Below are 21059 nucleotides of genomic sequence, written 5' to 3'. Positions count from 1 at the left end.
GCGGGCCCGCTCCACGCCCGGCAGAACGGTGTCACCCCAATGTCCGCGCGCAAGTGGCATACAGCAACTCCACCATGCTTTGATGCGGTATCAGTGGCCCGGCGGCGCGTGAATGTGTTTTTCCAGCTCCCAGTCACACACCCTGGAGGCGCACGGGTGGCCGACGCCACGGTGACCACCGACACCGAATGGACCGTCGACCGGGCCGTGAAGCTCCTGCGGGACATTCTCGCCCATTCAACGAAAGTGCAGTGAACACGTGCCAGCACTGACGCCGAACACACTAAGCCATCGTCTCGCCCACGTCACGGCTCTCGCACCCGACGAAAAGGCATTCACATTCGTGGACTACCGGGCGGACATCGCCGGGGTGACCAGTTCACTGACGTGGCAGGAGCTCGAGCAGCGGGTTCGTATCGCAGGTTCGGGGATGCGGCAGTTCTGCGCGGCCGGCGACAGAGTGGCGGTGGTTGCTCCGCAGAGCCTGGAATACGTCGTCGGATTCCTCGCATCAGCGTGTTCGGGCACGGTTGCCGTCCCGTTGTTCACTCCCTCTCTGCCGGGACACGCGGAAAAACTCGCGGCAGCACTCAAGGACGCGAGCCCCACCCTTCTGCTGACCGTCGAAGAACACCGCAAGGAACTCGAAGAATTCTGCACTCGGTATGGCGTTCCTTCCACCTCCCGCATCGTCACGGAAGCGGAACTGCGGGACGCCGCAGGGGATGCCGCGGTGGTTTTCGACGTCGACCCCGCCGATCTGGCGTACCTGCAGTACACCTCGGGTTCCACTCGTGTTCCGTCCGGTGTGGAGATCGCGCATGCCCACGTGTGTGCCAACGCGCGCCAGGCCATGGACGCGTACGACCTCCAGCGGGGGCGCAACTGCACCGTGGGGTGGCTGCCGCTCTACCACGACATGGGCCTGGTGCTCGCCATCGCCATCCCCGTCCTCGGTCACCTGCCCTCCGTCCTCATGGATCCTCTGGCCTTCGTCCAGCAGCCGGTGCGGTGGCTGCGGCTGCTGACCCGGCACCCCGGCGCGCTGACGGCGGCTCCGAACTTCGCCTACGACTACTGCGTGCAGAGGCTCGAGGAAGGGGACCTGGCCGAACTCTCGCTCGGATCCGTCGCCGCCATGGTCAACGGCAGCGAGCCCATCGGAGCGCGCACCATGGAGCGCTTCCATGCCGCGTTGTCCGGCACCGGACTGAACCGCATCACCCTGCGTCCCTCCTACGGGCTGGCCGAGGCCACCGTCTTCGTCTCGGCCTCTCCCCTCGGCGAGGAACCGACCGTCACGTCCTTCGCCCGTGACGCCCTGGGCCAGGGAGTCGCGCTCGCGGTCGACACGGCCGACGAGAAGCCGTCCGTCGACATCGTGGCGTGCGGGCGTCCCACCGGTCAGGAACTCGCCATCGTCGATCCCACGACCTGCCGACGTCAGAAGGACGGTCACATCGGTGAGATCTGGCTCCGCGGCCCGAACGTCGGCCGCGGCTACTGGAACCGTCCCCAGGACACCGAAGCGACGTTCCGGGCGACGCTGCAGGGGGAGGGAGACGACGGCGGGTGGCTGCGCACAGGGGACCTGGGCGTATGGCACAACAAGCAGATCTACATCACCGGCCGCCTGAAAGACCTTGTGATCATCGACGGCACCAACCACTACCCGCACGACATCGAAGAGACGGTCGAGAACGCACACCCGGCCGTTCGGCCGCACCACGTCGCCGCCTTCGCCGTCTCCACCGCGGCGGGGGAACAGCTGGTCGTGGTGGCCGAACACGGCCGGGACCGGACCGTCGACGGGGCCACCGCCGGCGAGGTGACGCAGGCGGTGCGCAGCGCGGTCGCCGCGCGGCACGGCATCGCCGTCCGTGATGTCGTCCTGGTACCGCCCGGCAGCGTCCCGCAGACCACCAGTGGCAAGGTGGCCCGCGGCGCATGCCGCGATCAGTACGCGGCGGGCCGGTGGACGGCCGTCGCCGAGCCGGGGGCAGACCCCCGGACGTCGCTCGAGCGCCGGCGAGGAGAGGCACATGAATGCGGGTAGCAAAGCGGCTTCGGCACCGGACCGGCGGGTGATCACGGCCGCTGAGCTGCGGTCGCTGCTGCGCCGGCTCGTCTCCGAGAACGTCGGTGTGCCGGAGGCGGAGATCGACGACAGCCGTCTCCTCGTGGACTACGGGCTGACCTCGCGTGCCGCGGTCGGGCTGGCCGGCCGTCTGGAGCAGGTGCTGGGACTGCCGCTGCGGGCCACACTGATGTGGGAGGCCCCGACCATCGAGCAGCTCACCCAACGTCTCTGCGAGGTCCAGGAGTCGGCGGCACAGGAGACGGATGACGACGTGCCGGGAGAGCGGCAGCCGGTACCGGGGGAGCCCTGCCCCATCGCCGTGGTCGGCCTGGGCTGCCGTCTCCCGGGGGGTGTCACCGGGCCGGAATCGTTCTGGAAGCAGCTTCTGGACGGGCGTGACTTCGTCGGGGACGTGCCGCCCGGGCGCCGGCACGCCTTCGCGGGCGCTCTCCGTGGCGCCGCGCGTGGCGAGCGGGGCGCCTTCCTGGACGATGTCGACTCCTTCGACGCGGGTTACTTCGGCATCACCCCCCGGGAGGCGGAGGTGATGGATCCGCAACAGCGTCTGATCCTCGAAGTCGCCTGCGAGGCCCTGGACCATGCCGGACGGCCTGCCCCCTTGCTCGCGGGCAGCGACACGGGCGTCTTCGTCGGGCTCAGTGCCCTTGAGTACGGGCATCTGACCACCGCCGACCCCCGCCGCCTCACGCCGTGGACCACCACCGGTGCCGCGGGAAGCATCACCGCCAACCGGCTGTCCTACCTGTTCGACCTGCACGGCCCCAGCGTCATGCTCGACACTGCATGTTCATCCTCCCTGGTGGCAGTGCACCAGGCCTGCCGCAGCCTGAGCACCGGCGAGTGCGACACCGCTCTGGCCGCCGGGGTCAACGTCCTGCTGCTGCCCACCGTCACGGCCTCGTTCGAACAGGCGGGTGCGCTGGCGGCGGACAGGCGCTGCAAGCCGTTCGACGCGGCGGCGGACGGCATCGCCCGTGGCGAGGGCTGCGCGGTCGTCGTCCTGCGGCGACTGGCCGACGCCGAGCGCGACGGCGACCGGGTCCTGGCCGTCATCAGGGGCACGGCGGTCAACAGTGACGGCAGGTCGGCCGGTCTGATGGCACCCAACCCGGCGGCTCAGGAGAACCTGCTGCGCGCGGCACTCCGGAACGCCCAGGTCGAGCCCACCACCATCGACTACGTCGAGACACACGGGACGGGCACCCTTCTCGGCGACCCGATGGAAGCCGGTGCGCTCGGTGCTGTCATCGGACACGGCAGACCCGACGGCCGGCCGCTGCTCATCGGCTCCGTGAAGAGCAACCTGGGACATCTCGAAGGCGCGGCGGGGATCGTCGGCCTGGTGAAGACCGTCCTCGCCCTGCATCATCGCCGTATCCCGCCCACCCTGCATTTCCGGACGCCGAACCCGCACATCGACTTCGACGAACTGCGGCTGCGGGTCGTCTCGTCCCCCACCGCCTGGCCCGAGCGGGGTACCCGGCCGGCCCGTGCGGGCGTGTCGGCATTCGGCTTCGGGGGCACCAACGCGCACGTGGTGCTCGAACAGGCACCCGCCGGCGCCTCGCGCAGCCGGGACGCACGCGGGCACGACTCCGAAGAGACCCCGCGGCACCGGCATGTGCTGGTCGTGTCCGCCAGGTCCCGGCAACGCCTGGGGGACGCCGCGACCGCACTCGCCCGTCTGACGGCATCCGACGACGCCCCTCCCCTGCGGGACCTCGCGCACACCCTCGCCCGGTACCGGAGGGGAGAGGTCTGCGCCGCCGTGGTCGCACGTACCCACGAGGAGGCGGCCGGCCTGCTGGCGGGTCTCGCACGCGAGGACGAGGGTGTGGGCATCGTCCTGCCCGGCCCGGACCGTTCGGCGGCCCGCCCGGCCGAGGACCGCAGGGCGGTCTTCGTCTTCTCGGGGCATGGCTCCCAGTGGCAGCACATGGGACGGCGGCTCCTCGCCGGCGACCCGCTCTTCGAAGCGGAGGTGCGCGCCCTGGACCCCGTCTACCTGGAGGAAACCGGCCGCCACACGCTGAGCGGCCTCCTCGACTCGCAGGCCGGACAAGGAGTCGACCACACGCAGCCCGCGCTGTTCGGCCTGCAGGTCGCACTGGCTCGCACCCTCACGGCCTACGGTGTCCTGCCTGCCGCCGTCATCGGCCACTCCGTGGGGGAGGTGAGCGCCGCGGTGATCGCCGGTGCGCTCACCCCGGCCGACGGACTGCGCGTCGTACGCAACCGCTCGGCGCTGCTGTCCGCCATCGACACCCAGGGTTCCGGCGCCATGGCCGCCATCGAACTGCCGGCCGAGGAACGGGCCGGTGTCCTGGGGCGGTTCCCGGGGGTGGAGATCGCCGTGTACTCCTCTCCGTACCGGTGCACCGTCTCCGGGCCGGCGGAGGCCGTACGCCGGCTGGTGGACGAGCTGTCCGCAGCGGGCCGGCTGACGCGTGTGCTGAACGTGGGCGGGGCGGGCCACTCCCCGGCGGTGGAAGGCGTTCTCCCGAAGCTGCGCGAGGCCCTCACCTCGCTGTGCCCGCGCCCTGCCGAGGTCCCCTGGTACTCCACCGTGCTGGACGAACCGTGCGCGGTCGCCGCAGACGCCGCCTACTGGTGCGCCAACGTCCGGCGCCCCGTACGGCTGCACCAGGCGGTCGAGGCAGCCGTGCGCGACGGGAACGACGTCTTCGTGGAGATCTCGCCGCACCCCATCGCCCTCGTGCCGGTCAGCGAGTCCGCCCGGGCCGTGGAGGGTGCCCCGGAGCCGTTGGTCGTCCCGACCCTCGACAAGCGGGGCGACGAGCCGACCGACCTGCGCGCCGCTCTCGTCCGCCTCCACTTCGCGGGTGTGCGCGTGGACGGGGAACTGCTCTGGCCGGCGGGCCGCCGGGTCGCGCTCCCCAGCCCGGCGTGGCGCCACGAGCGTTTCTGGTTCGACCGTGCCATGACCGGCGCCCCCGCCGGCTCCGCGTACGGCAACGGCCCGCTCGGCGTGCGCACGGACGACCCCCGCGGCGACACCGTGCTGTGGCAGACCGACCTCGGGACAGCGGGCACGGACCGTCCCGAGCGTCTCGTCCACGGACAGCCGGTGCTCACCCTCCCGCAGGCTGCCGCGCTCGTGATCGCCGCAAGCCAGGATGTCCACGGGCAGGACGGCGTCACCGGTCTGTGCCTCGAGGACGTCGCCATCCACCGGTGGCTCCCCCTCGCCCGGAGCACTCCGGTCACCATCGTGTGGGAGCCCGCGGACGATCAGGCGACCGTCACGGTCAACGCACGTGCCGCTGACGGTTCGTGGCACTGTCACGCGTCGGCCCGGGTGCGTGTCCGCACGGACGCACCCGTGGGGGAACCCGATGGCGCCGCCGACGCACCGGCTGTCATCGGCCGGTGGGTACCCGCTGATCCCGAAGCCGGCGAACCGGCGTCCGCACGCTGTGAGGACCTTCTCACCGCGCTGCTCTGCGCGCCGGTGCGTACGCCGGAGCCCACTGAGCACGGCCTCCTCGCACCCGACCGGTCCCCGCTTCCCACTGCCGTGCGCCTCCTCCACATCGAGCGGTTCGCGACGGACGAACCGGTCACCATCGAAGGGCTGCGGACGGAACCCCCGCCGCCCGCGCGGCGCGAAGCCGGCGCCCCTGCCGTTCCGGGCGACGCCGGCATGGCCTGGAACCTCGTGGCGCGCGGCGCCCGGACCCGGGTGAGCGCCCGGGGAGTGGAGTTCCACTCCGCCGACCGTCACGAGGTTCCCAGGCCCCTGGAGGCACTCAGCTACGAGGTCCAGTGGCGGAAGTCGCCCGTTCCGCTGCCCGGACGACTGGACCGTGTGCTGCTGCTGTCCGATGAGCCCACCCCACACGGCGAGGGCGGTGTGACGGCCGCTCTCGAAGCGGCGCTGCGACGCAAGGACGTCAGGACCACCACGTGCGCGAGCTCCTCCCACGACGTGGAGCGGGTGCTCGCGGACTGGCTCGGCGGCATCGGCCAGGACGAGCGCACGGCAGTGGTGCTGCTCCTGCCCGGGCCGTCCACCGGTCCCGGGGACACCGGCGCTCTGCACACGGCGTTCACGATCGCGCGACGGCTCTGCGCCGACGCGGCCGGCGGGACCCGTCCCCGGCTGTGGTTCGTCACGCAGGGGGCCCGGTCCGTGACCCCTGGGGAACCCGGAGAGCCGGGGCTGGCCTGCCTGCGCGGGCTCGTGCGGGCGCTGGCCCTGGAGCAGCCCGCCCTGCGGGCGAGTCTCGTGGACGCGGCACCCGCTTCGGCCGACGAGCTCCTGCAGGAACTGCTCGGCGACAGCCACGAGGACGAGGTCGCCTGGCGGACGGGGACCCGGCTCGTCGCCCGTCTGTCGCCCGCCGACCTGACCGCCCAGCAGTACGAGAAGCCCTTCGTGCGGCGGGACGGCGCCTATATCGTCACCGGTGGCCTCACCGGGCTCGGACTGGCGACCGCCGGGCGCCTGGCCGGCCAGGGCGCGGGACACCTGGTCCTCAACGGCCGACGCGCTCCCGAGCCCGAGGCGCAGCGGGTCATCGGCGAACTGCGCGGCCGGGGAACGGCCGTCACGGTGGTCCAGGGCGACATCGCGGAACCCGGAGTGGCCGCACGCCTGGTGCGGGCCGCGACAGAGCGGGGACACGAACTGCGCGGCGTCGCACACTGCGCGGGCGTCCTGCACGACCGGCTGATCACCGACGTCGACGCGGACGACGTCGACACCGTGCTCCGCCCCAAGGTGATCGGTGCGATGCGCCTCGAAGAGGCCCTGCGCACCCATGACATCGACTGGTGGGTCTTCTACAGTTCGGCGGCCGCCCTCCTGGGCTCGCCCGGCCAGTCCGCCTACGCGGCCGCCAACGCTTGGCTGGACGCCCTGGCGCAGCGCCGCCGGTCCGAGGGCAGGCCTGCGACGTCCATCGCCTGGGGTCCGTGGAGCGGCACCGGTGGCGTCCCCGAGGACCGCGCCACGGTGCTGCGGCCTCTCGGTACGGAAGAGGGGCTGGACGCCCTGCAGGCGCTCGTCGTCCACGATCGGACCCACACAGGGGTCGCGCACTTCGACAGCGACATGGTGCTTGCGGCCTACCCCGGTGTCTCCTCCCTTCCCTTCTTCGCCGACGCCGTGCGGGACGGCGGCGCTGCCGAGGAGGACGGCTGGGCGGGACCCGAGGGCATCGAGGCGCTGGGGGACGGCGCGGCGGAGAAGGTCCACGGGCGTCTGGTCACACGAGTCGCGGCCATCATGGGCTTCGGGGTGACCGACCTCGACGAGACGGCGCCCCTCCCCCGCCTCGGCCTGGACTCACTCATGGCGGTCCGCATCCGGCACGCGGTCCAGCAGGACTTCGGCGTCGATCTGCCGCCCGACCTCATGCTGCGGGGCGCGACGCTCCAGGAGGTCGGCGGCTTCGTCCGCGAAAGCCTCGGGTTGGCGGGGGAGCGGGCCGGCACCGGCACCGCTGCCGGGGCACCGCGCGAGGCGACGGCTGCGGATTGCGCCCCGCCCTCCGCGCCCGCCCTGCCCACCTCGATCCAGCCCCGTGACGCAGCCGAGCGGCTGGTGGCCGGGGCCTGGGGCGAGGTCCTGGAAGAGCGCCCCGAGGACGTCTACAGCGACTTCGCCGCAGCCGGTGGGAACGAGCGCACGGCCCAGCGCCTGGTGGAGACCGTCCGTGGCCGCCTGGGCGGTGTCCCCCTGGATCTCACCGCCGAGTCGGTGCTGGCGGAACGGACGGTGGCCGCCATCGCGGAGCTGATCCGGCCGGCGGTCAACTCACGCGGGACACACGCCGTCTCGGTTCTCCGGCCCCCGGTGGCGGGGACCGCGAAGCGTCCCCTGTTCACCTTCCACCCGGCCGGGGGCCCCACGTCCGTCTACCAGCCCCTCACCCAGCTTCTGCCCTCCGACCAGCCTGTGTACGGAATGGAACGGCTGGACGACAGGGACACGCTGGAGGAGAAGGCCGCAGCGTACGTCTCCCTCATCCGGGATCTGCAGCCGGAAGGCCCCTACCACCTCATCGGCTGGTCCTTCGGCGGCTGCCTCGCCTACGAGACCGCGCTGCAACTGCGGGATTCCGGGGCCCGCGTCGGGTTCCTCGGACTCATCGACACGATCCTTCCCGCCGCGCTGCCCGACCTCGGCGCGGACGAGCTCCTCGAACGGTTCAGGCGGTTCACGGAGTACGTGCGCACCACCTACGGACGCGATCTGGACCTCTCGTACGACGAACTGGCACGCACTCCCGAGCGGCAGCACATCGACGTCGTCATGCGCAAGGTGGCCGAAGCCGGTCTCGACATGAGTCCCGGCATCATGGAACACCAGCGCACGTCGTACATCGACGCGCGTGTCGGAGAACGCTACACGCCGCGGCCCACCGACCTCCCCGTCGTGCTCTACCGGGCACAGCAGCCGCAACCCCTGACGACCGCTCTCGACCCGCGGTACCTGAGGACGGAGGCGGACCTCGGGTGGGCACCCTTGTGCCCCCGTCTTGACGTCGTGCCCGTTCCGGGCGACCACCTCTCCCTCATCGACCCCCCGCATGTCACCGTCATCGCCCGGCACCTCACCGAGGCGCTCGACGCTGCCCATGGCCAGCCCTGAGTCCGCCGGTGGCCGCCCCTCGGGTCCTCGGCGGTCCCTCCGTGGTGCGCGGCCGGGCGGCCGGCCGGCGGCGCACCACGCCCGGTGGGGTGCCGCACCGGACGCCGGCGTCCGGTGCGGCACCCTGCGGCTCGCGCTCCGGGTACGGAGGCGTGGCGGCTCTACGCCGCGTGCCGCAGGAAGCGCTCCGCGGTCTCGGCGAGCACCTCGCGGCCGTCCCGGGCCCACAACGCGTCGTTGAACAGTTCGACCTCGATGGCACCGGTGTATCCGGCCGCCTCCACGTGGCCCTTCCACTCCCTCATGTCGATCGCGCCGTCGCCGATCTGGCCGCGGCCGGTCAGGACGCCCTCGGGGAGCGGGGTCGTCCAGTCGGCGAGCTGGAAGGTGTGGATGCGGCCGGACGCGCCCGCGCGGGCGATCTGCGCCGGGGCCGTGTCGTCCCACCAGATGTGGTACGTGTCGACCGTGACGCCGACCTGCCGCGCCGGGAAGCGTTCCGCGAGGTCCAGGGCCTGGGCCAGCGTGGAGACCACGCAGCGGTCCGAGGCGAACATCGGGTGCAGGGGCTCGATCGCCAGGCGCACCCCGTGCCGCTCGGCGTAGGGGCCCAGTTCCGCCAGGGCCTCCGCGATGCGCTCCCGCGCGCCGTGCAGGTCCTTCGAGCCGGCCGGGAGACCGCCCGAGACCAGCACCAGGGTGTCCGTGCCGAGCGTCGCCGCCTCGTCGACCGCGCGGCGATTGTCGGCCAGCGCCTCGGCCCGCTCGCGCGGGTCGATCGCCGTGAGGAAGCCGCCCCGGCACAACGTCGTCACCGTCAGGCCCGCGTCCCGGACCAGCTTGGCGGTGGCCTCCAGGCCGTGGCCCTGGACCGGCTCCCGCCACAGGCCGACGTTGCGGACACCCAGCTCGCCACAGGCGTCGACCAGTTCCGGCAGCGACAGCTGCTTGACCGTCATCTGGTTGATGGAGAAGCGCTCCGGCGATCCGCTCACTGTTCCACCCCGTACACGCCCAGCAGCGTCCTCATCCGCTCCTCCGCCAGCTTCGGGTCGGGGAACAGGCCCAGTCCGTCGGCGAGTTCGTAGGCCCGGGCGAAGTGCGGCAGCGAACGGGCCGACTGCAGCCCGCCGACCATCGTGAAGTGCGACTGGTGGCCGGCCAGCCAGGCCAGGAACACCACGCCCGTCTTGTAGAAGCGGGTCGGGGCCTGGAAGAGGTGGCGGGACAGGTCGACCGTGGGGTCCAGCAGGCCGCGGAAGCCCTGCACGTCACCGGTGTCCAGGACCCGGACCGCCTCGGCGGCCAGCGGGCCCAGCGGGTCGAAGATGCCGAGCAGGGCGTGGCTGTAGCCCTGGTCGTCGCCCGCGATCAGCTCGGGGTAGTGGAAGTCGTCGCCCGTGTAGCAGCGGACGCCCTTCGGCAGCCGGCGGCGGATGTCGATCTCGCGCCGGGCGTCCAGCAGGGAGACCTTGATGCCGTCGACCTTGTCGGGGTGCGCGGCGATGACGTCCAGGAAGGTGCGGGTGGCGGCGTCCAGGTCCGCCGAGCCCCAGTAGCCCTCCAGCGCCGGGTCGAACATCGGGCCCAGCCAGTGCAGGATCACCGGCTCGGACGCCTGGCGGAGCAGGTGCCCGTAGACCTCCAGGTAGTCCTCGGGGCCCTGGGCCGCCGCGGCCAGCGCACGCGAGGCCATCAGGATCGCCTGGGCGCCCGACTCCTCGACGAGGGCGAGCTGCTCCTCGTAGGCGCGGCGGACGTCCTCCAGCGTCCCGGAGGCGAGCTGGTCGGTGCCCACGCCGCAGGCGATCAGGCCGCCGACCGCCCTGGCCTCGGCGGCGGAGCGGCGGATCAGCTCCGCCGCGCCCGCCCAGTCCAGGCCCATGCCGCGCTGGGCGGTGTCCATGGCCTCGGCGACGCCCAGGCCGTGCGACCACAGGTGGCGGCGGAAGGCGAGGGTGGCGTCCCAGTCGACGGCGGCGGGCGAGTCGGGCGACACGTCCGCGTACGGGTCGGCGACGACGTGCGCGGCCGAGAAGACCGTGCGGGAGGTGAAGGGGGCACCGGACGTGACGGCGAGCGGCTCGGTACGGGGCTCGTAGGTCCGCGTCGAGCCGTCGCCGTCCGGGAGTCGGATGGTCACAGCGAGATCTCCGGCACCTCGATGCGGCGGCCCTCGGCCGAGGAGGCGAGGCCCAGCTCGGCGAGCTGCACACCGCGGGCGCCGGCCAGCAGGTCCCAGTGGTAGGGGGCGCCGGTGTAGACGTGCTTGAGGAACAGCTCCCACTGGGCCTTGAAGCCGTTGTCGAACTCGGCGTTGTCCGGGATCTCCTGCCACTGGTCGCGGAAGACCTCGGTGACGGGGATGTCCGGGTTCCAGACCGGCTTGGGGGTGGCCGAGCGGTGCTGGACGCGGCAGTTGCGCAGGCCGGCGACGGCCGAGCCCTCGGTGCCGTCCACCTGGAACTCGACCAGCTCGTCGCGGTTGACGCGCACGGCCCAGGAGGAGTTGATCTGGGCGATGGCGCCGCCCTCCAGCTCGAAGATGCCGTAGGCGGCGTCGTCGGCGGTGGCGTCGTAGGGCTTGCCGTTCTCGTCCCAGCGCTGCGGGATGTGGGTGGTGGCGGTGGCCTGGACCGACTTCACCCGGCCGAACAGCTCGTGCAGCACGTACTCCCAGTGCGGGAACATGTCGACGACGATGCCGCCGCCGTCCTCCGAGCGGTAGTTCCAGGACGGGCGCTGGGCGGCCTGCCAGTCGCCCTCGAAGACCCAGTAGCCGAACTCGCCGCGCACGGACAGGATCCGGCCGAAGAAGCCGCCGTCGATGAGGCGCTTCAGCTTCAGCAGGCCGGGGAGGAAGAGCTTGTCCTGGACGACGCCGTGCTTGATGCCGGCCTCGTCGGCCAGCCGGGCGAGCGCGAGGGCGCCTTCCAGGCCGGTGGCCGTCGGCTTCTCCGTGTAGATGTGCTTGCCGGCGGCGATGGCCTTCTTCAGGGCCTCCTCGCGGGCCGAGGTGACCTGCGCGTCGAAGTAGATGTCCACCGTCTCGTCGGCGAGGACCGCGTCCAGGTCGGTGGAGACGTGCTCCAGGCCGTGCCGCTCGGCCAGTGCCTTCAGGGCGTGCTCACGGCGGCCGACCAGGATCGGCTCGGGCCACAGCACGGTGCCGTCGCCGAGGTCGAGGCCGCCCTGGTCACGCAGGGCGAGGATGGAGCGGACCAGGTGCTGGCGGTAGCCCATGCGCCCGGTGACGCCGTTCATGGCGATACGCACCGTCTTGCGTGTCACGTCGTTCCCTTCGTACGCGGTCGTCGCGCCGCGTACGCCCGACTGGTGAGCGGTACAGCAAGCGCTTTCTATACAGAGAGAAGCTAGCCTCTGACGGCGGTCCGGACAAGACCGTGACCAGGACGAGTTGTTCGAGGGGGCGAACAAGTGGGGGCCGGGGGCTTAAGGTCTGCTCGGAACCATGGCCAAGGGTGAGTGCGGCGAAAGCCCTCGACCTGCCCGGAACCATGACCACGGGTCTGGATGTGTACGAGGGCGTACGACGAGATGCGCGACCGGAGGACGACGAGATGACGGTGACCCTGGCGGACGTGGCGGCCCGCGCGCAGGTCTCGCCCGCGACGGTGTCGCGCGTGCTGAACGGGAACTATCCCGTGGCGGCCTCCACCCGCGAGCGGGTGCTCAAGGCCGTGGACGAGCTGGACTACGTGCTCAACGGGCCCGCGAGCGCCCTGGCCGCCGCCACGTCCGACCTGGTCGGCATCCTGGTGAACGACATCGCCGACCCGTTCTTCGGGATCATGGCGAGCGCGATCCAGGCCGAGATCGGGGGTCCGGGGGGACGCGCGGGTGGGGAGAGGCTGGCGGTGGTCTGCAACACCGGCGGCTCCCCCGAGCGGGAACTGACGTATCTCACCCTGCTGCAGCGGCAGCGGGCCGCGGCCGTGGTGCTCACGGGCGGGGCGATCGTGGACGCGGCGCACCAGGCGGCGATGGACGCGAAGGTGCGCAAGCTGATCGACGCCGGGACGAAGGTCGTGCTGTGCGGGCGGCCCCCGGCGCCGGACACCGGGGCGATCGCGCTGACCTTCGACAACCGCGGGGGCGGGCAGGAGCTCACCGAGCACCTCATCGGGCTCGGGCACCGGCGGCTCGGATACATCGCCGGCCCCGAGGAGCGGACCACCACCCGGCACCGGCTGGAGGGACACCGGGCCGCACTCGCCGCGCACGGGATCGAGGAGGACCCCCGCTGGACCGTGCACGGGCGCTACGACCGGCAATCCGGCTACGAGGCGACGCTGGAACTGCTGCGGCGGGACCCGTCCCTGACGGCGGTCGTCGCGGCGAACGACTCCGTCGCACTGGGGGCGTGCGCGGCCCTGCGGGACTCGGGCCTGCGGATCCCGGAGGACGTGTCGGTGGCGGGCTTCGACGACCTGCCCTTCAGCATCGACGCCGTGCCCTCGCTGACGACCGTGCGCCTGCCGCTGGCGGAGGCGGGGGCCCGGGCCGGCCGGATCGCGATGGGCCGCGAGGAGGCACCGCCCGGGGGGATCGCCTCGGTGCGGGGGGAGTTGATGGTGCGGGGGTCTTCGGGGGTGCCGCGGGTTTCCTGAGGGGTGGGGGGTGAGCGCGGGGGCGCGTTTCACTTGGGGCGCCTTCCGTCCGGGGCGCCGCCGGGGGGCTGCCAGGGGGCGCTGCCGCTCCCGCCCGTCGCCACGAACGGCCGCGTACGAAGGACACGCGAACCGGTGGGGGAGGCCGACGCGGGTCCGACCGCACCCGCCCGGCCGGCACCGGCGTCCGGATCTTCACGCAACACCAGAGTGGTGAAGGGGAATCGAGGGCGGGGGTCGCGGGTAATCTCCCTCGACATGAAGCTGGCGTTCTCCACCCTCGGTGTCCCCGGCCTGCCCCTGCCCGACGTGCTGCGGCTCGCGACCGCGCACGGCTACCACGGAGTCGAGCTGCGCGCCCATCCCGAGGAACCGGTCCATCCCGGCCTCGACGCGCAGCAGCGGGCCGAGGTGGCGGCCGAGTTCAAGGGCTCGGGCGTAGAGCTGCTGGGCCTCGCGGGCTACACGCGGGTCGCCGCGCCGGGCGACGACGAGCCCGTCCTGGCCGAGCTGCGCGCCCTCCTCGACCTGGCCCGTGACCTCGGTGCCCCGTACGTCCGGGTCTTCCCCGGCGGCGACCTGGACGTCCAGACCCCGGAGGAGGCCGACGCGACGGCCGCCCGGCGCCTGGGCACGGCCGCCGAGCACGCGAACGACCTGGGCGTGCGCATCCTGCTCGAGACCCACGACTCCCACCGCACCGCCGCCGACGCCATGCGCGTCCTGGGCCTGGTCGGCCACCGTCAGGTCGGCGCGCTCTGGGACGTCATGCACACCTGGCTCGGCGGCGAACAGCCCTCCGAGTCCTACGCGGCCCTCTCCCCCCACCTCGGCTACGTCCAGGTCAAGGACATCGCCTCCCCGGAGGACACCACCCCCCTCCCCCTGGGCGAGGGCGTCCTCCCCCTGGCCGAGTGCGTCGAGGTGCTCTCCCGCCACGGCTGGGACGGCTGGCTGTGCTGGGAGTACGAGAAGCGGTGGTACGAGTCGGCGGCACCCCTGCCGGACCTGCTCGGCCCCGGGCGGGACCATCTGTCCCGGCTGCTGAACGAGTCGGCGTGAGCGGTGGGGCGGCCCGCTCCGGTCCGCTTCAGGACTCCTGAGGCGCCGCTCCCGCCGTGCTGACCCTCCCGGCAGGCGCCGCGGGGGCGGGTCCGGCGTGCCGCGGGCTAGACGGTGTGCCGCGGCGCGGGGTCAGTGACGTCAGGGCCACCCCGCCCACCAGCAGCGCCGCCGCGCCCCAGCGCAGCGGGCTCACCGGCTCGCCCAGGAACAGGAACGCCGAGGACATGCCGAAGACCGGGACCAGCAGGGAGAAGGGCGCCACCGTCGAGGCCGGGTGGTGGCGCAGCAGCAGGCCCCACGCGCCGAACCCGAAGACCGTCGTGATCCAGGCGACGTAGACGACCGTGCCCGCGCCCTGCCAGTCCAGGGCGCGCAGGGCCGCCAGGTCGCGGGCCGGGCCCTCGGTCAGGAGGGACAGGACCAGCAGGGGCAGGACCGGGACGGTGCTGACCCACACCATGAAGTTCAGGGCGTCCGGGGGCGCCGCCCTGCGGGTGAGGACGTTGGAGGCTCCCCAGCAGGCCGCCGCCGCGACGACCAGGGCGAAGGCGCCGAGCGGGCCGGAAGCTCCCTCGTCCGCCGCCGCCACGGCGATGCCGGCCAGGGCGACGAGCATGCCCAGCAGCCGGACGCGGGAGGGGCGTTCGCCCAGGGTCAGGGCGGCGAACCCGGCCGTGAAGACCGCCTGGATCTGCAGGACCAGGGACGACAGACCCGCCGGCATGCCCGCGTCCATGCCGACGAACAGCAAGCCGAACTTGGCCACCCCCAGCACCAGGCCCACCGCCACGATCCACCGCCACGCCACCTTCGGGCGGCCCACGAGGAACACCGCCGGGAGCGCCGCCGCCAGGAAGCGCAGGGCGGAGAAGAGCAGGGGCGGGAAGTGGTCCAGGCCGATCTCGATGACCGTGAAGTTGACGCCCCAGACGGCGGCGACGAGGACGGCGAGAGCGGTGTGTGACGGGCGCATGCCGTGAGCATCGCCGCCCGCGACCGTGAAGCACCAGCGATGATTGCTGCATGGTTGGATGAAGCAGCGCTAAGCATCGGCTTCGCCGAGCTCATACGGAACACGGGAGGGCCCATGCTCGATCTCCAGCGGCTGCGCGCCCTGCACGCCGTCTCCGTGCACGGCACCGTCGGCGCCGCCGCCGTCGCGCTCGGGTACACGCCCTCCGCCGTGTCCCAGCAGATCGCCAAGCTGGAGCGGGAGACCAGGACCGTGCTGCTGGAGCGCGAGGGGCGCGGCGTGCGGCTCACCGACGAGGCCCGGCAACTGGCCGCCACCGCACGGGAGTTGCTGGCCATCGTGGAGCGTGCGGAGACCGAGCTCGAGCAGCGGCGGGGCCTGCCTGCGGGGCGGCTCACCGTCGCCGCGTTCGCGTCGGCGGCGCGCGGGCTGATGCCGGCCGTGCTGGCCGAGCTGGGCCGCAGGCACCCCGCCCTGGACGCCCGGCTCTCCGAGGTCGATCCGCATCTGTCCGTGGACCTGGTGGCGAAGGGGGCCGTCGACCTGGCCGTGGCGCACGACTGGGACATCGCGCCGCTGCCCGCCCCGCCCGGCGTCGAACAGGCCGTCATCGGCGACGACCTGTGCGACCTGCTCGTCCCCGAGGGGCATCCCTTCGCCGGGCGCGACGACGTACGGCGGGAGGAGCTGGGCGGCGAGCGGTGGATCTGCCAGCCGCCGGGGCGGGTCTGCCACGACTGGCTGCTGCGCACCCTGCGCGCGGCCGGGCACGAGCCGGACATCGTCCACCAGGCCGACGAGAACCCGACCCTCGTCGCCCTGGTCGCGGCCGGGCTCGGCGTCGCCCTCATCCCGCGACTGGGTCGCGGGCCGCTGCCCCCGGGGGTGGTGGAGGTGCGGCTCGACCCGATGCCGGTGCGGCGGCTGTACGCGCTGTGGCGGACGGGGGCCGCCCGGCGTCCGGCCATCGCCGAGACCGTGCGGACGCTGGGCGAGCAGTGGCCGAAGGCGTCGGCACACACGCCTCGCTGAGCCCTTGGCCCACACCCGTCCCGACGTGCGAGACATCCGGCCGGGCCGCTACCGCCATGAAGCGGCGTGACGGCGATGCCGCTCGTCCCGATGCCCGGCCGGCGGCTGTACGCGCTGCGGTGGACCGGAGCCGCCCGGCGTCCGGCCATCGCCGAGACCGTGCGGACGCTGGGCGAGCAGTGGCCGAAGGCGTCGGCCCACACGCCTCGCTGAGCCCTTGGCCCACACCCGTCCCGACCTGCGGGAAACCCGGGCGGGGCAGGGAACCCGGGTGGGGCCGGGACCGTCCCATCCGGGACCGCCGGAGAGTCACCGCGGTGCGGTGTCGGCCCTCGCTGCCGCAGCGTTCGCCGACCACCCTCTCCGCCGCACCGGGGCCGGCGGCACCGCCGCCATCGGTGCGCTCCCCTCCAGCCGCGCCGGTGGCGGCCCGCCGTGTGGGCGCGCGTTCCCTTGACTGGCAGAAACTTCCCGGTTATTGGTGGCCTCTTGGAAGTTTCCTTCAGCGGATCCGAGGGACCCCCCTCCGGAAGGAGCCCACGTGCACGACACCGGCACGGGAAGCACGGGAAACACCGCACAGCCCTCCAGACGCACCGTCCTGGCCGCCACCGCCACCGCCGGCGTCACCGCCGCCCTCGCGGCCGCGACGCCCTCCCACGCCGGCCCGGCCGGCGACCGCGAACTGCGCTCCCTGCTTTCCCGCATGACGCTGGAGGAGAAGGTCGGGCAGCTGTTCGTCATGCGGGTCTACGGCCACTCCGCCACCGACCCGGACCAGGCCGACATCGACGCCAACCTCAAGGAGATCGGGGTCCGGACGGCCGCCGAACTGGTGGCGAAGTACCGGGTCGGCGGCATCATCTACTTCGCCTGGGCGCACAACACCCGCGAGCCGCACCAGATCGCCGCGCTGTCCGACGGCATCCAGCGGGCCTCCCTCGGGCTGCCGCGCGGGCTGCCCGTGCTCATCTCCACCGACCAGGAGCACGGGATCGTCGCCCGGGTGGGCAAGCCCGCGACGCTGTTCCCGGGGGCCATGGCCGTCGGGGCGGGCGGGTCGCGGTCCGACGCCCGGACCCTCGGGCGCATCGCCGGACGCGAGCTGCGGGCCATGGGGATCCGGCAGGACTACTCCCCCGTCGCCGACGTGAACGTCAACCCGGCCAACCCCGTCATCGGCGTGCGCTCCTTCGGCGCCGACCCGCGGGCGGTCGCCCGGCTGGTGGCCGCCGAGGTGGCCGGGTACCAGGGCTCCGGGGTCGCCGCGACCGCGAAGCACTTCCCGGGGCACGGGGACACCAACGTCGACAGCCACACCGGCTTCCCGACCATCACGCACAGCCGGGAGGAGTGGGAGCGGCTGGACGCGCCGCCGTTCCGGGCCGCGATCGCCGCCGGCATCGACTCGATCATGACGGCCCATCTGATGGTCCCGGCCCTGGACGACTCCGGCGACCCGGCCACCCTCTCCCGCCCGATCCTCACCGGCATCCTGCGCGAGCGGCTCGGCTTCGACGGCGTCGTGGTGACCGACTCGCTCGGCATGGAGGGCGTACGGACCAAGTACGGCGACGACCGGGTGCCGGTGCTCGCGCTGAAGGCGGGCGTCGACCAGTTGCTGAACCCGCCCGACCTGGACCTCGCCTGGAACGCCGTCCTGACGGCCGTGCGCGAGGGCGAGCTGACCGAGCAGCGGCTCGACGAATCGATCCTGCGGATCCTGCGGCTGAAGTCCCGGCTCGGGCTGTTCCGTTCGCCGTACGTCGGTCAGGACGGGGTCGGCCGGCACGTCGGCACCCGGCCGCACCTGGCGGCGGCCGACCGCATCGCCGAGCGCACGACGACCCTGCTCGTGAACGAGGGGCGGCTGCTGCCGCTGTCCCGGCTGCGGTACCCGAAAGTGCTCGTGGTGGGCGCGGACCCGCTCTCGCCGTCGGGGACGACCGGCCCGCCCACGGGCGTCCTCGCGGGCGCGCTGTCCGAACTGGGCTTCTCCGCCACCGCCCTGTCGACCGGCACCGCCCCCTCCGCGGCGACCGTCGCGAAGGCGGTCGCGGCGGCGGGCGAGGCGGACGCGGTGCTGGTCGCCACGTACAACGTCACGGCGACCAGCAGTCAGAAGACGCTGGTGGAGCAGCTCGTGGCGACCGGGAGGCCGGTCGTGGCGGTCGCGATCCGCAATCCGTACGACGTGGCCCACCTGCCGTCCGTCCCGGCCTGCCTGGCCGCCTACTCCTGGACCGACGTCGAGCTGCGGGCAGCCGCACGGGTGATCGCCGGGCGGGTGGAGCCGCGCGGGAAGCTGCCGGTCGCGGTGCGGCGGGCGGACGACCCGGAGCAGGTGCTGTACCCCATCGGGCACGGTCTGTCGTACTAGACGTACGCCAGGGAACGGGCGCACCACCCCCAACGTGCGCAAACCGCCCCAGGTGCCTGGCGTGCGCCCGCCGCGGCGGGCCACGCTGGGCGGGGGCACTTCGGGGGTTCGCGATGCGTGAGAGAAGGTCCGCGGGGGTGGTCCGGGGACTGCTGGTGCTGCTGGGTGTGGTGCTGACCGGGTGCCAGAGCCCGGCCGGCGGCGCGGCGGAGGACGGGCGGCTGGGCGAGCCGGCGGCCGGGAGGGCCACCGCGCTCTCCCCGGCGCCGGCCCGGCCGTCCGGGTACGGGGCGGTGTTCCTGGGGAGCGGCGAGTGCAGTTCCTTCGGCACGACGAGCTTCACCGAGGTGCCGTGCACCGGCGAGCGGGCGGCGGCCCGGGTCGTGGCGCGGCACGACGGCGCGGTGCGGGACGGGCCGCGCTGCCCGGGCACCACCGACTTCGTGCTGCACATCAGCGAGCAGCGGCCCTCCTTGGACGAGGACGGCGACGGCGTGGTGCCGCAGGGCTACGCCTGTATGCGCAACCTCCAGCCGCCGCACCCCGGAGACCCGGGCGGCGGGGGCGGGCCGCGCACCATCGTCGGCGACTGCGTCTACAGCGTCGGGGACGGGCAGGTCCGCGAGACCGCGTGCGACGGCGAGGGCGGCCGGAAGCCGGAGTACGAGGTGACCCGGGCGGTGGCGAAGCGGTCCGGCTGTCCCGGCTCGACCGCGCTGTACGTCCGGCTCGGCGGGGACCGGCCCGTGGGGTGCGCCCGGCCGCTGTGAGCGACCGGGCGCGGGTGACGGGTGACCGGAGGCCGGGCTTACGGACGCAGCGTCATCTCGCGCTGCGGGTCCCGCTTGTCCAGCTTGGCGTCGAACTTCGCGAGCGGCTTCGCCGCCTGCGGGTCGGCCTGCACCGTGCCGGAGGCGACGCCGGCCCAGTCCAGGATGCGGGCGGTGGCGAGGGCCTTCTGCTCGGGCACGAGGCCGGCGACGTTGGCGCCGTGGTTCATGCCGGGGGCGGTGAAGACGTACGAGTCCTTCGCGCCCTTGCCGAGGCGGAACGGCTCGGCGCTCCACGGGTCGTTCTCGCCGTTGACGAACATCATCCGGCGGGCGTTGTGCCGGACCCAGGTGTCGACGTCGCGCATCGCCCACGGCTGGAACCGCATGGGGATGTCCCGCGGGACGAAGTTGCGCGGCGGCTGGTAGCCGTAGCGGATGTACTGCTTCTCGATGTGCGGGAAGCGGATGGTCGGCGCGCCGAGCTGCGTGCCGGCCTGGTAGTAGTACGGCGTGTAGTTCGACAGGCCCTGGTCGGCGTAGGCGGAGAAGCCGGAGATGGTGTCGACGGAGGTCCAGATCTCGTCGTCGGTGGCGTTCTTCGCGTCGGCCGGGATCTGCTCGCAGTCGGAGAGCCGGCTGTACTGCCAGAAGCCCCACACGTAGTCCAGGACGGTCGCCTCGTAGGCCTTGTCCAGGCTGCCGATGGTCGTGAAGGTGAGGCCGTTGTCCTGGGCGAAGGCGGCGTACTTCTTCTCCAGCGGCTCGCGGCGCACCAGCGCCTCGCGCTGCACGGCGTTCAGCCGGTCACGGCACTCCTTGGTGCCGACGGTGGCGAAGAAGCGGTCGTAGGCCGAGTCCTCCTTGTTCACGACGTCGTTGGGGGCGACGTAGGCGACGACGCCGTCCATGTCGCGGGGGTAGAAGCGCTCGTAGTAGGTGGCGGTCATGCCGCCCTTGGAGCCGCCCGTGGAGATCCACTTCTTGTCGTAGATGCCCTTCAGCGCCGTGAAGACGCGGTGCTGGTCGCTGGCGGCCTGCCAGATGTCCAGCTTGGACCAGTCGGCCGGGTCGGGCCGCGACGGGGTGAAGAAGCGGTACTCCAGGGAGACCTGGTTGCCGTCCACGATCTGGGTCGGCTCGCTGCGGCGGGGCGTCGTGGAGACGTTGTAGCCGCTGGTGAAGAACACCGTCGGGCGGGCGACGTCCTTGTGCAGCACGGTGATGCGCTGCTGGAACGTGCCCTTGGACGGCTTGCGGTGGTCGACCGGCTGCGTGTAGTTCAGGACGAAGAAGCGGTAACCGGTGTACGGCTTCTCCTCCACCAGGCTCATGCCCGGTACGGAGAGCAGTCTCTCCTTGATGTCGGTCGGGCCGGTGGCCTCCGGCTCGGCGGCGGTGGCCGCTCCGGCCGTGCTCAACGTGCCTATGAGCACTGTGAGCGCCAGCAGCCATCTGAGCGCCTTGCGCATGCGCACTCCCCTGTGA

The 21059-nt window shown here is 72.8% G+C and carries 12 protein-coding genes and 1 pseudogene; 8 read left to right on the top strand and 5 right to left on the bottom strand.

Going from position 1 to position 21059, the window contains the following annotated elements:
* The first annotated feature begins 259 nt into the window (after positions 1–259).
* Together ABZY20_RS28465 and ABZY20_RS28460 are read left to right on the top strand one after the other, a co-directional pair.
* Positions 260–2056 (top strand): fatty acyl-AMP ligase, encoded by a 1797-nt coding sequence (locus tag ABZY20_RS28465; RefSeq protein WP_356444950.1) that lies wholly within the window; start codon positions 260–262, stop codon positions 2054–2056.
* On the top strand, positions 2043–8720 hold the full coding sequence (locus ABZY20_RS28460; protein WP_356444948.1) for an SDR family NAD(P)-dependent oxidoreductase: 6678 nt from the start codon (positions 2043–2045) through the stop codon (positions 8718–8720). Before ABZY20_RS28465 ends, ABZY20_RS28460 begins: the two co-directional genes overlap by 14 nt.
* A gap of 161 nt (positions 8721–8881) precedes the next feature.
* Here ABZY20_RS28460 and ABZY20_RS28455 read toward each other — a convergent pair whose 3' ends face one another.
* Genes ABZY20_RS28455 through ABZY20_RS28445 form a run of 3 tightly spaced genes read right to left on the bottom strand, consistent with a single transcriptional unit; the run spans position 8882 to position 12011 of the window.
* Complete coding sequence (locus ABZY20_RS28455; RefSeq protein ID WP_356445020.1) at positions 8882–9679, bottom strand: sugar phosphate isomerase/epimerase family protein; 798 nt, start codon at positions 9677–9679, stop codon at positions 8882–8884.
* Between the two features lie 32 nt (positions 9680–9711).
* Positions 9712–10863, bottom strand: coding sequence for a dihydrodipicolinate synthase family protein (locus tag ABZY20_RS28450; RefSeq protein ID WP_356444946.1), 1152 nt, complete (start codon positions 10861–10863; stop codon positions 9712–9714).
* Complete coding sequence (locus ABZY20_RS28445) at positions 10860–12011, bottom strand: Gfo/Idh/MocA family oxidoreductase (protein WP_356444945.1); 1152 nt, start codon at positions 12009–12011, stop codon at positions 10860–10862. Before ABZY20_RS28445 ends, ABZY20_RS28450 begins: the two co-directional genes overlap by 4 nt.
* Before the next feature lie 290 nt (positions 12012–12301).
* Between ABZY20_RS28445 and ABZY20_RS28440 the strand changes: the two genes are divergently transcribed.
* Together ABZY20_RS28440 and ABZY20_RS28435 are read left to right on the top strand one after the other, a co-directional pair.
* Positions 12302–13351, top strand: a complete 1050-nt coding sequence (locus ABZY20_RS28440) for a LacI family DNA-binding transcriptional regulator (RefSeq protein ID WP_356445018.1) — start codon at positions 12302–12304, stop codon at positions 13349–13351.
* A gap of 258 nt (positions 13352–13609) precedes the next feature.
* Positions 13610–14413, top strand: a complete 804-nt coding sequence (locus ABZY20_RS28435; RefSeq protein WP_356444943.1) for a sugar phosphate isomerase/epimerase family protein — start codon at positions 13610–13612, stop codon at positions 14411–14413.
* Between the two features lie 28 nt (positions 14414–14441).
* Here the strand turns inward: ABZY20_RS28435 and ABZY20_RS28430 are convergent, their stop codons facing one another.
* Positions 14442–15389, bottom strand: coding sequence for an EamA family transporter (locus ABZY20_RS28430; RefSeq protein WP_356444941.1), 948 nt, complete (start codon positions 15387–15389; stop codon positions 14442–14444).
* Between the two features lie 114 nt (positions 15390–15503).
* Here ABZY20_RS28430 and ABZY20_RS28425 point away from each other — a divergent pair, with 114 nt between their 5' ends.
* From ABZY20_RS28425 to ABZY20_RS28410, 4 genes and pseudogenes are all read left to right on the top strand, one after another.
* Complete coding sequence (locus ABZY20_RS28425) at positions 15504–16421, top strand: LysR family transcriptional regulator (RefSeq protein WP_356444939.1); 918 nt, start codon at positions 15504–15506, stop codon at positions 16419–16421.
* A 42-nt stretch (positions 16422–16463) separates the two neighbouring features.
* A pseudogene (locus ABZY20_RS28420) lies at positions 16464–16634 on the top strand (LysR family transcriptional regulator); the annotation flags it as partial.
* 328 nt (positions 16635–16962) lie between these two features.
* Positions 16963–18801 (top strand): glycoside hydrolase family 3 protein, encoded by a 1839-nt coding sequence (locus ABZY20_RS28415; RefSeq protein WP_356444937.1) that lies wholly within the window; start codon positions 16963–16965, stop codon positions 18799–18801.
* Between the two features lie 113 nt (positions 18802–18914).
* A complete protein-coding gene (locus tag ABZY20_RS28410) occupies positions 18915–19571 on the top strand; it encodes a hypothetical protein (RefSeq protein WP_356444935.1) in 657 nt (218 codons plus the stop codon).
* Positions 19572–19609: 38 nt separating this feature from the next.
* On the opposite strand, the gene ABZY20_RS28405 is transcribed toward ABZY20_RS28410, so the two are convergent.
* The gene (locus tag ABZY20_RS28405) at positions 19610–21043 is read right to left on the bottom strand and encodes a S28 family serine protease (protein ID WP_356444933.1); all 1434 of its coding nucleotides are present in this window, start codon (positions 21041–21043) and stop codon (positions 19610–19612) included.
* Positions 21044–21059 lie beyond the last annotated feature (16 nt).

Source organism: Streptomyces sp. NPDC006624, assembly GCF_040611555.1.
Classification (GTDB): domain Bacteria; phylum Actinomycetota; class Actinomycetes; order Streptomycetales; family Streptomycetaceae; genus Streptomyces.
The sequence above is the reverse complement of the archived record's forward strand: the minus strand, read 5'-3'. Positions and strand labels throughout refer to the sequence as shown.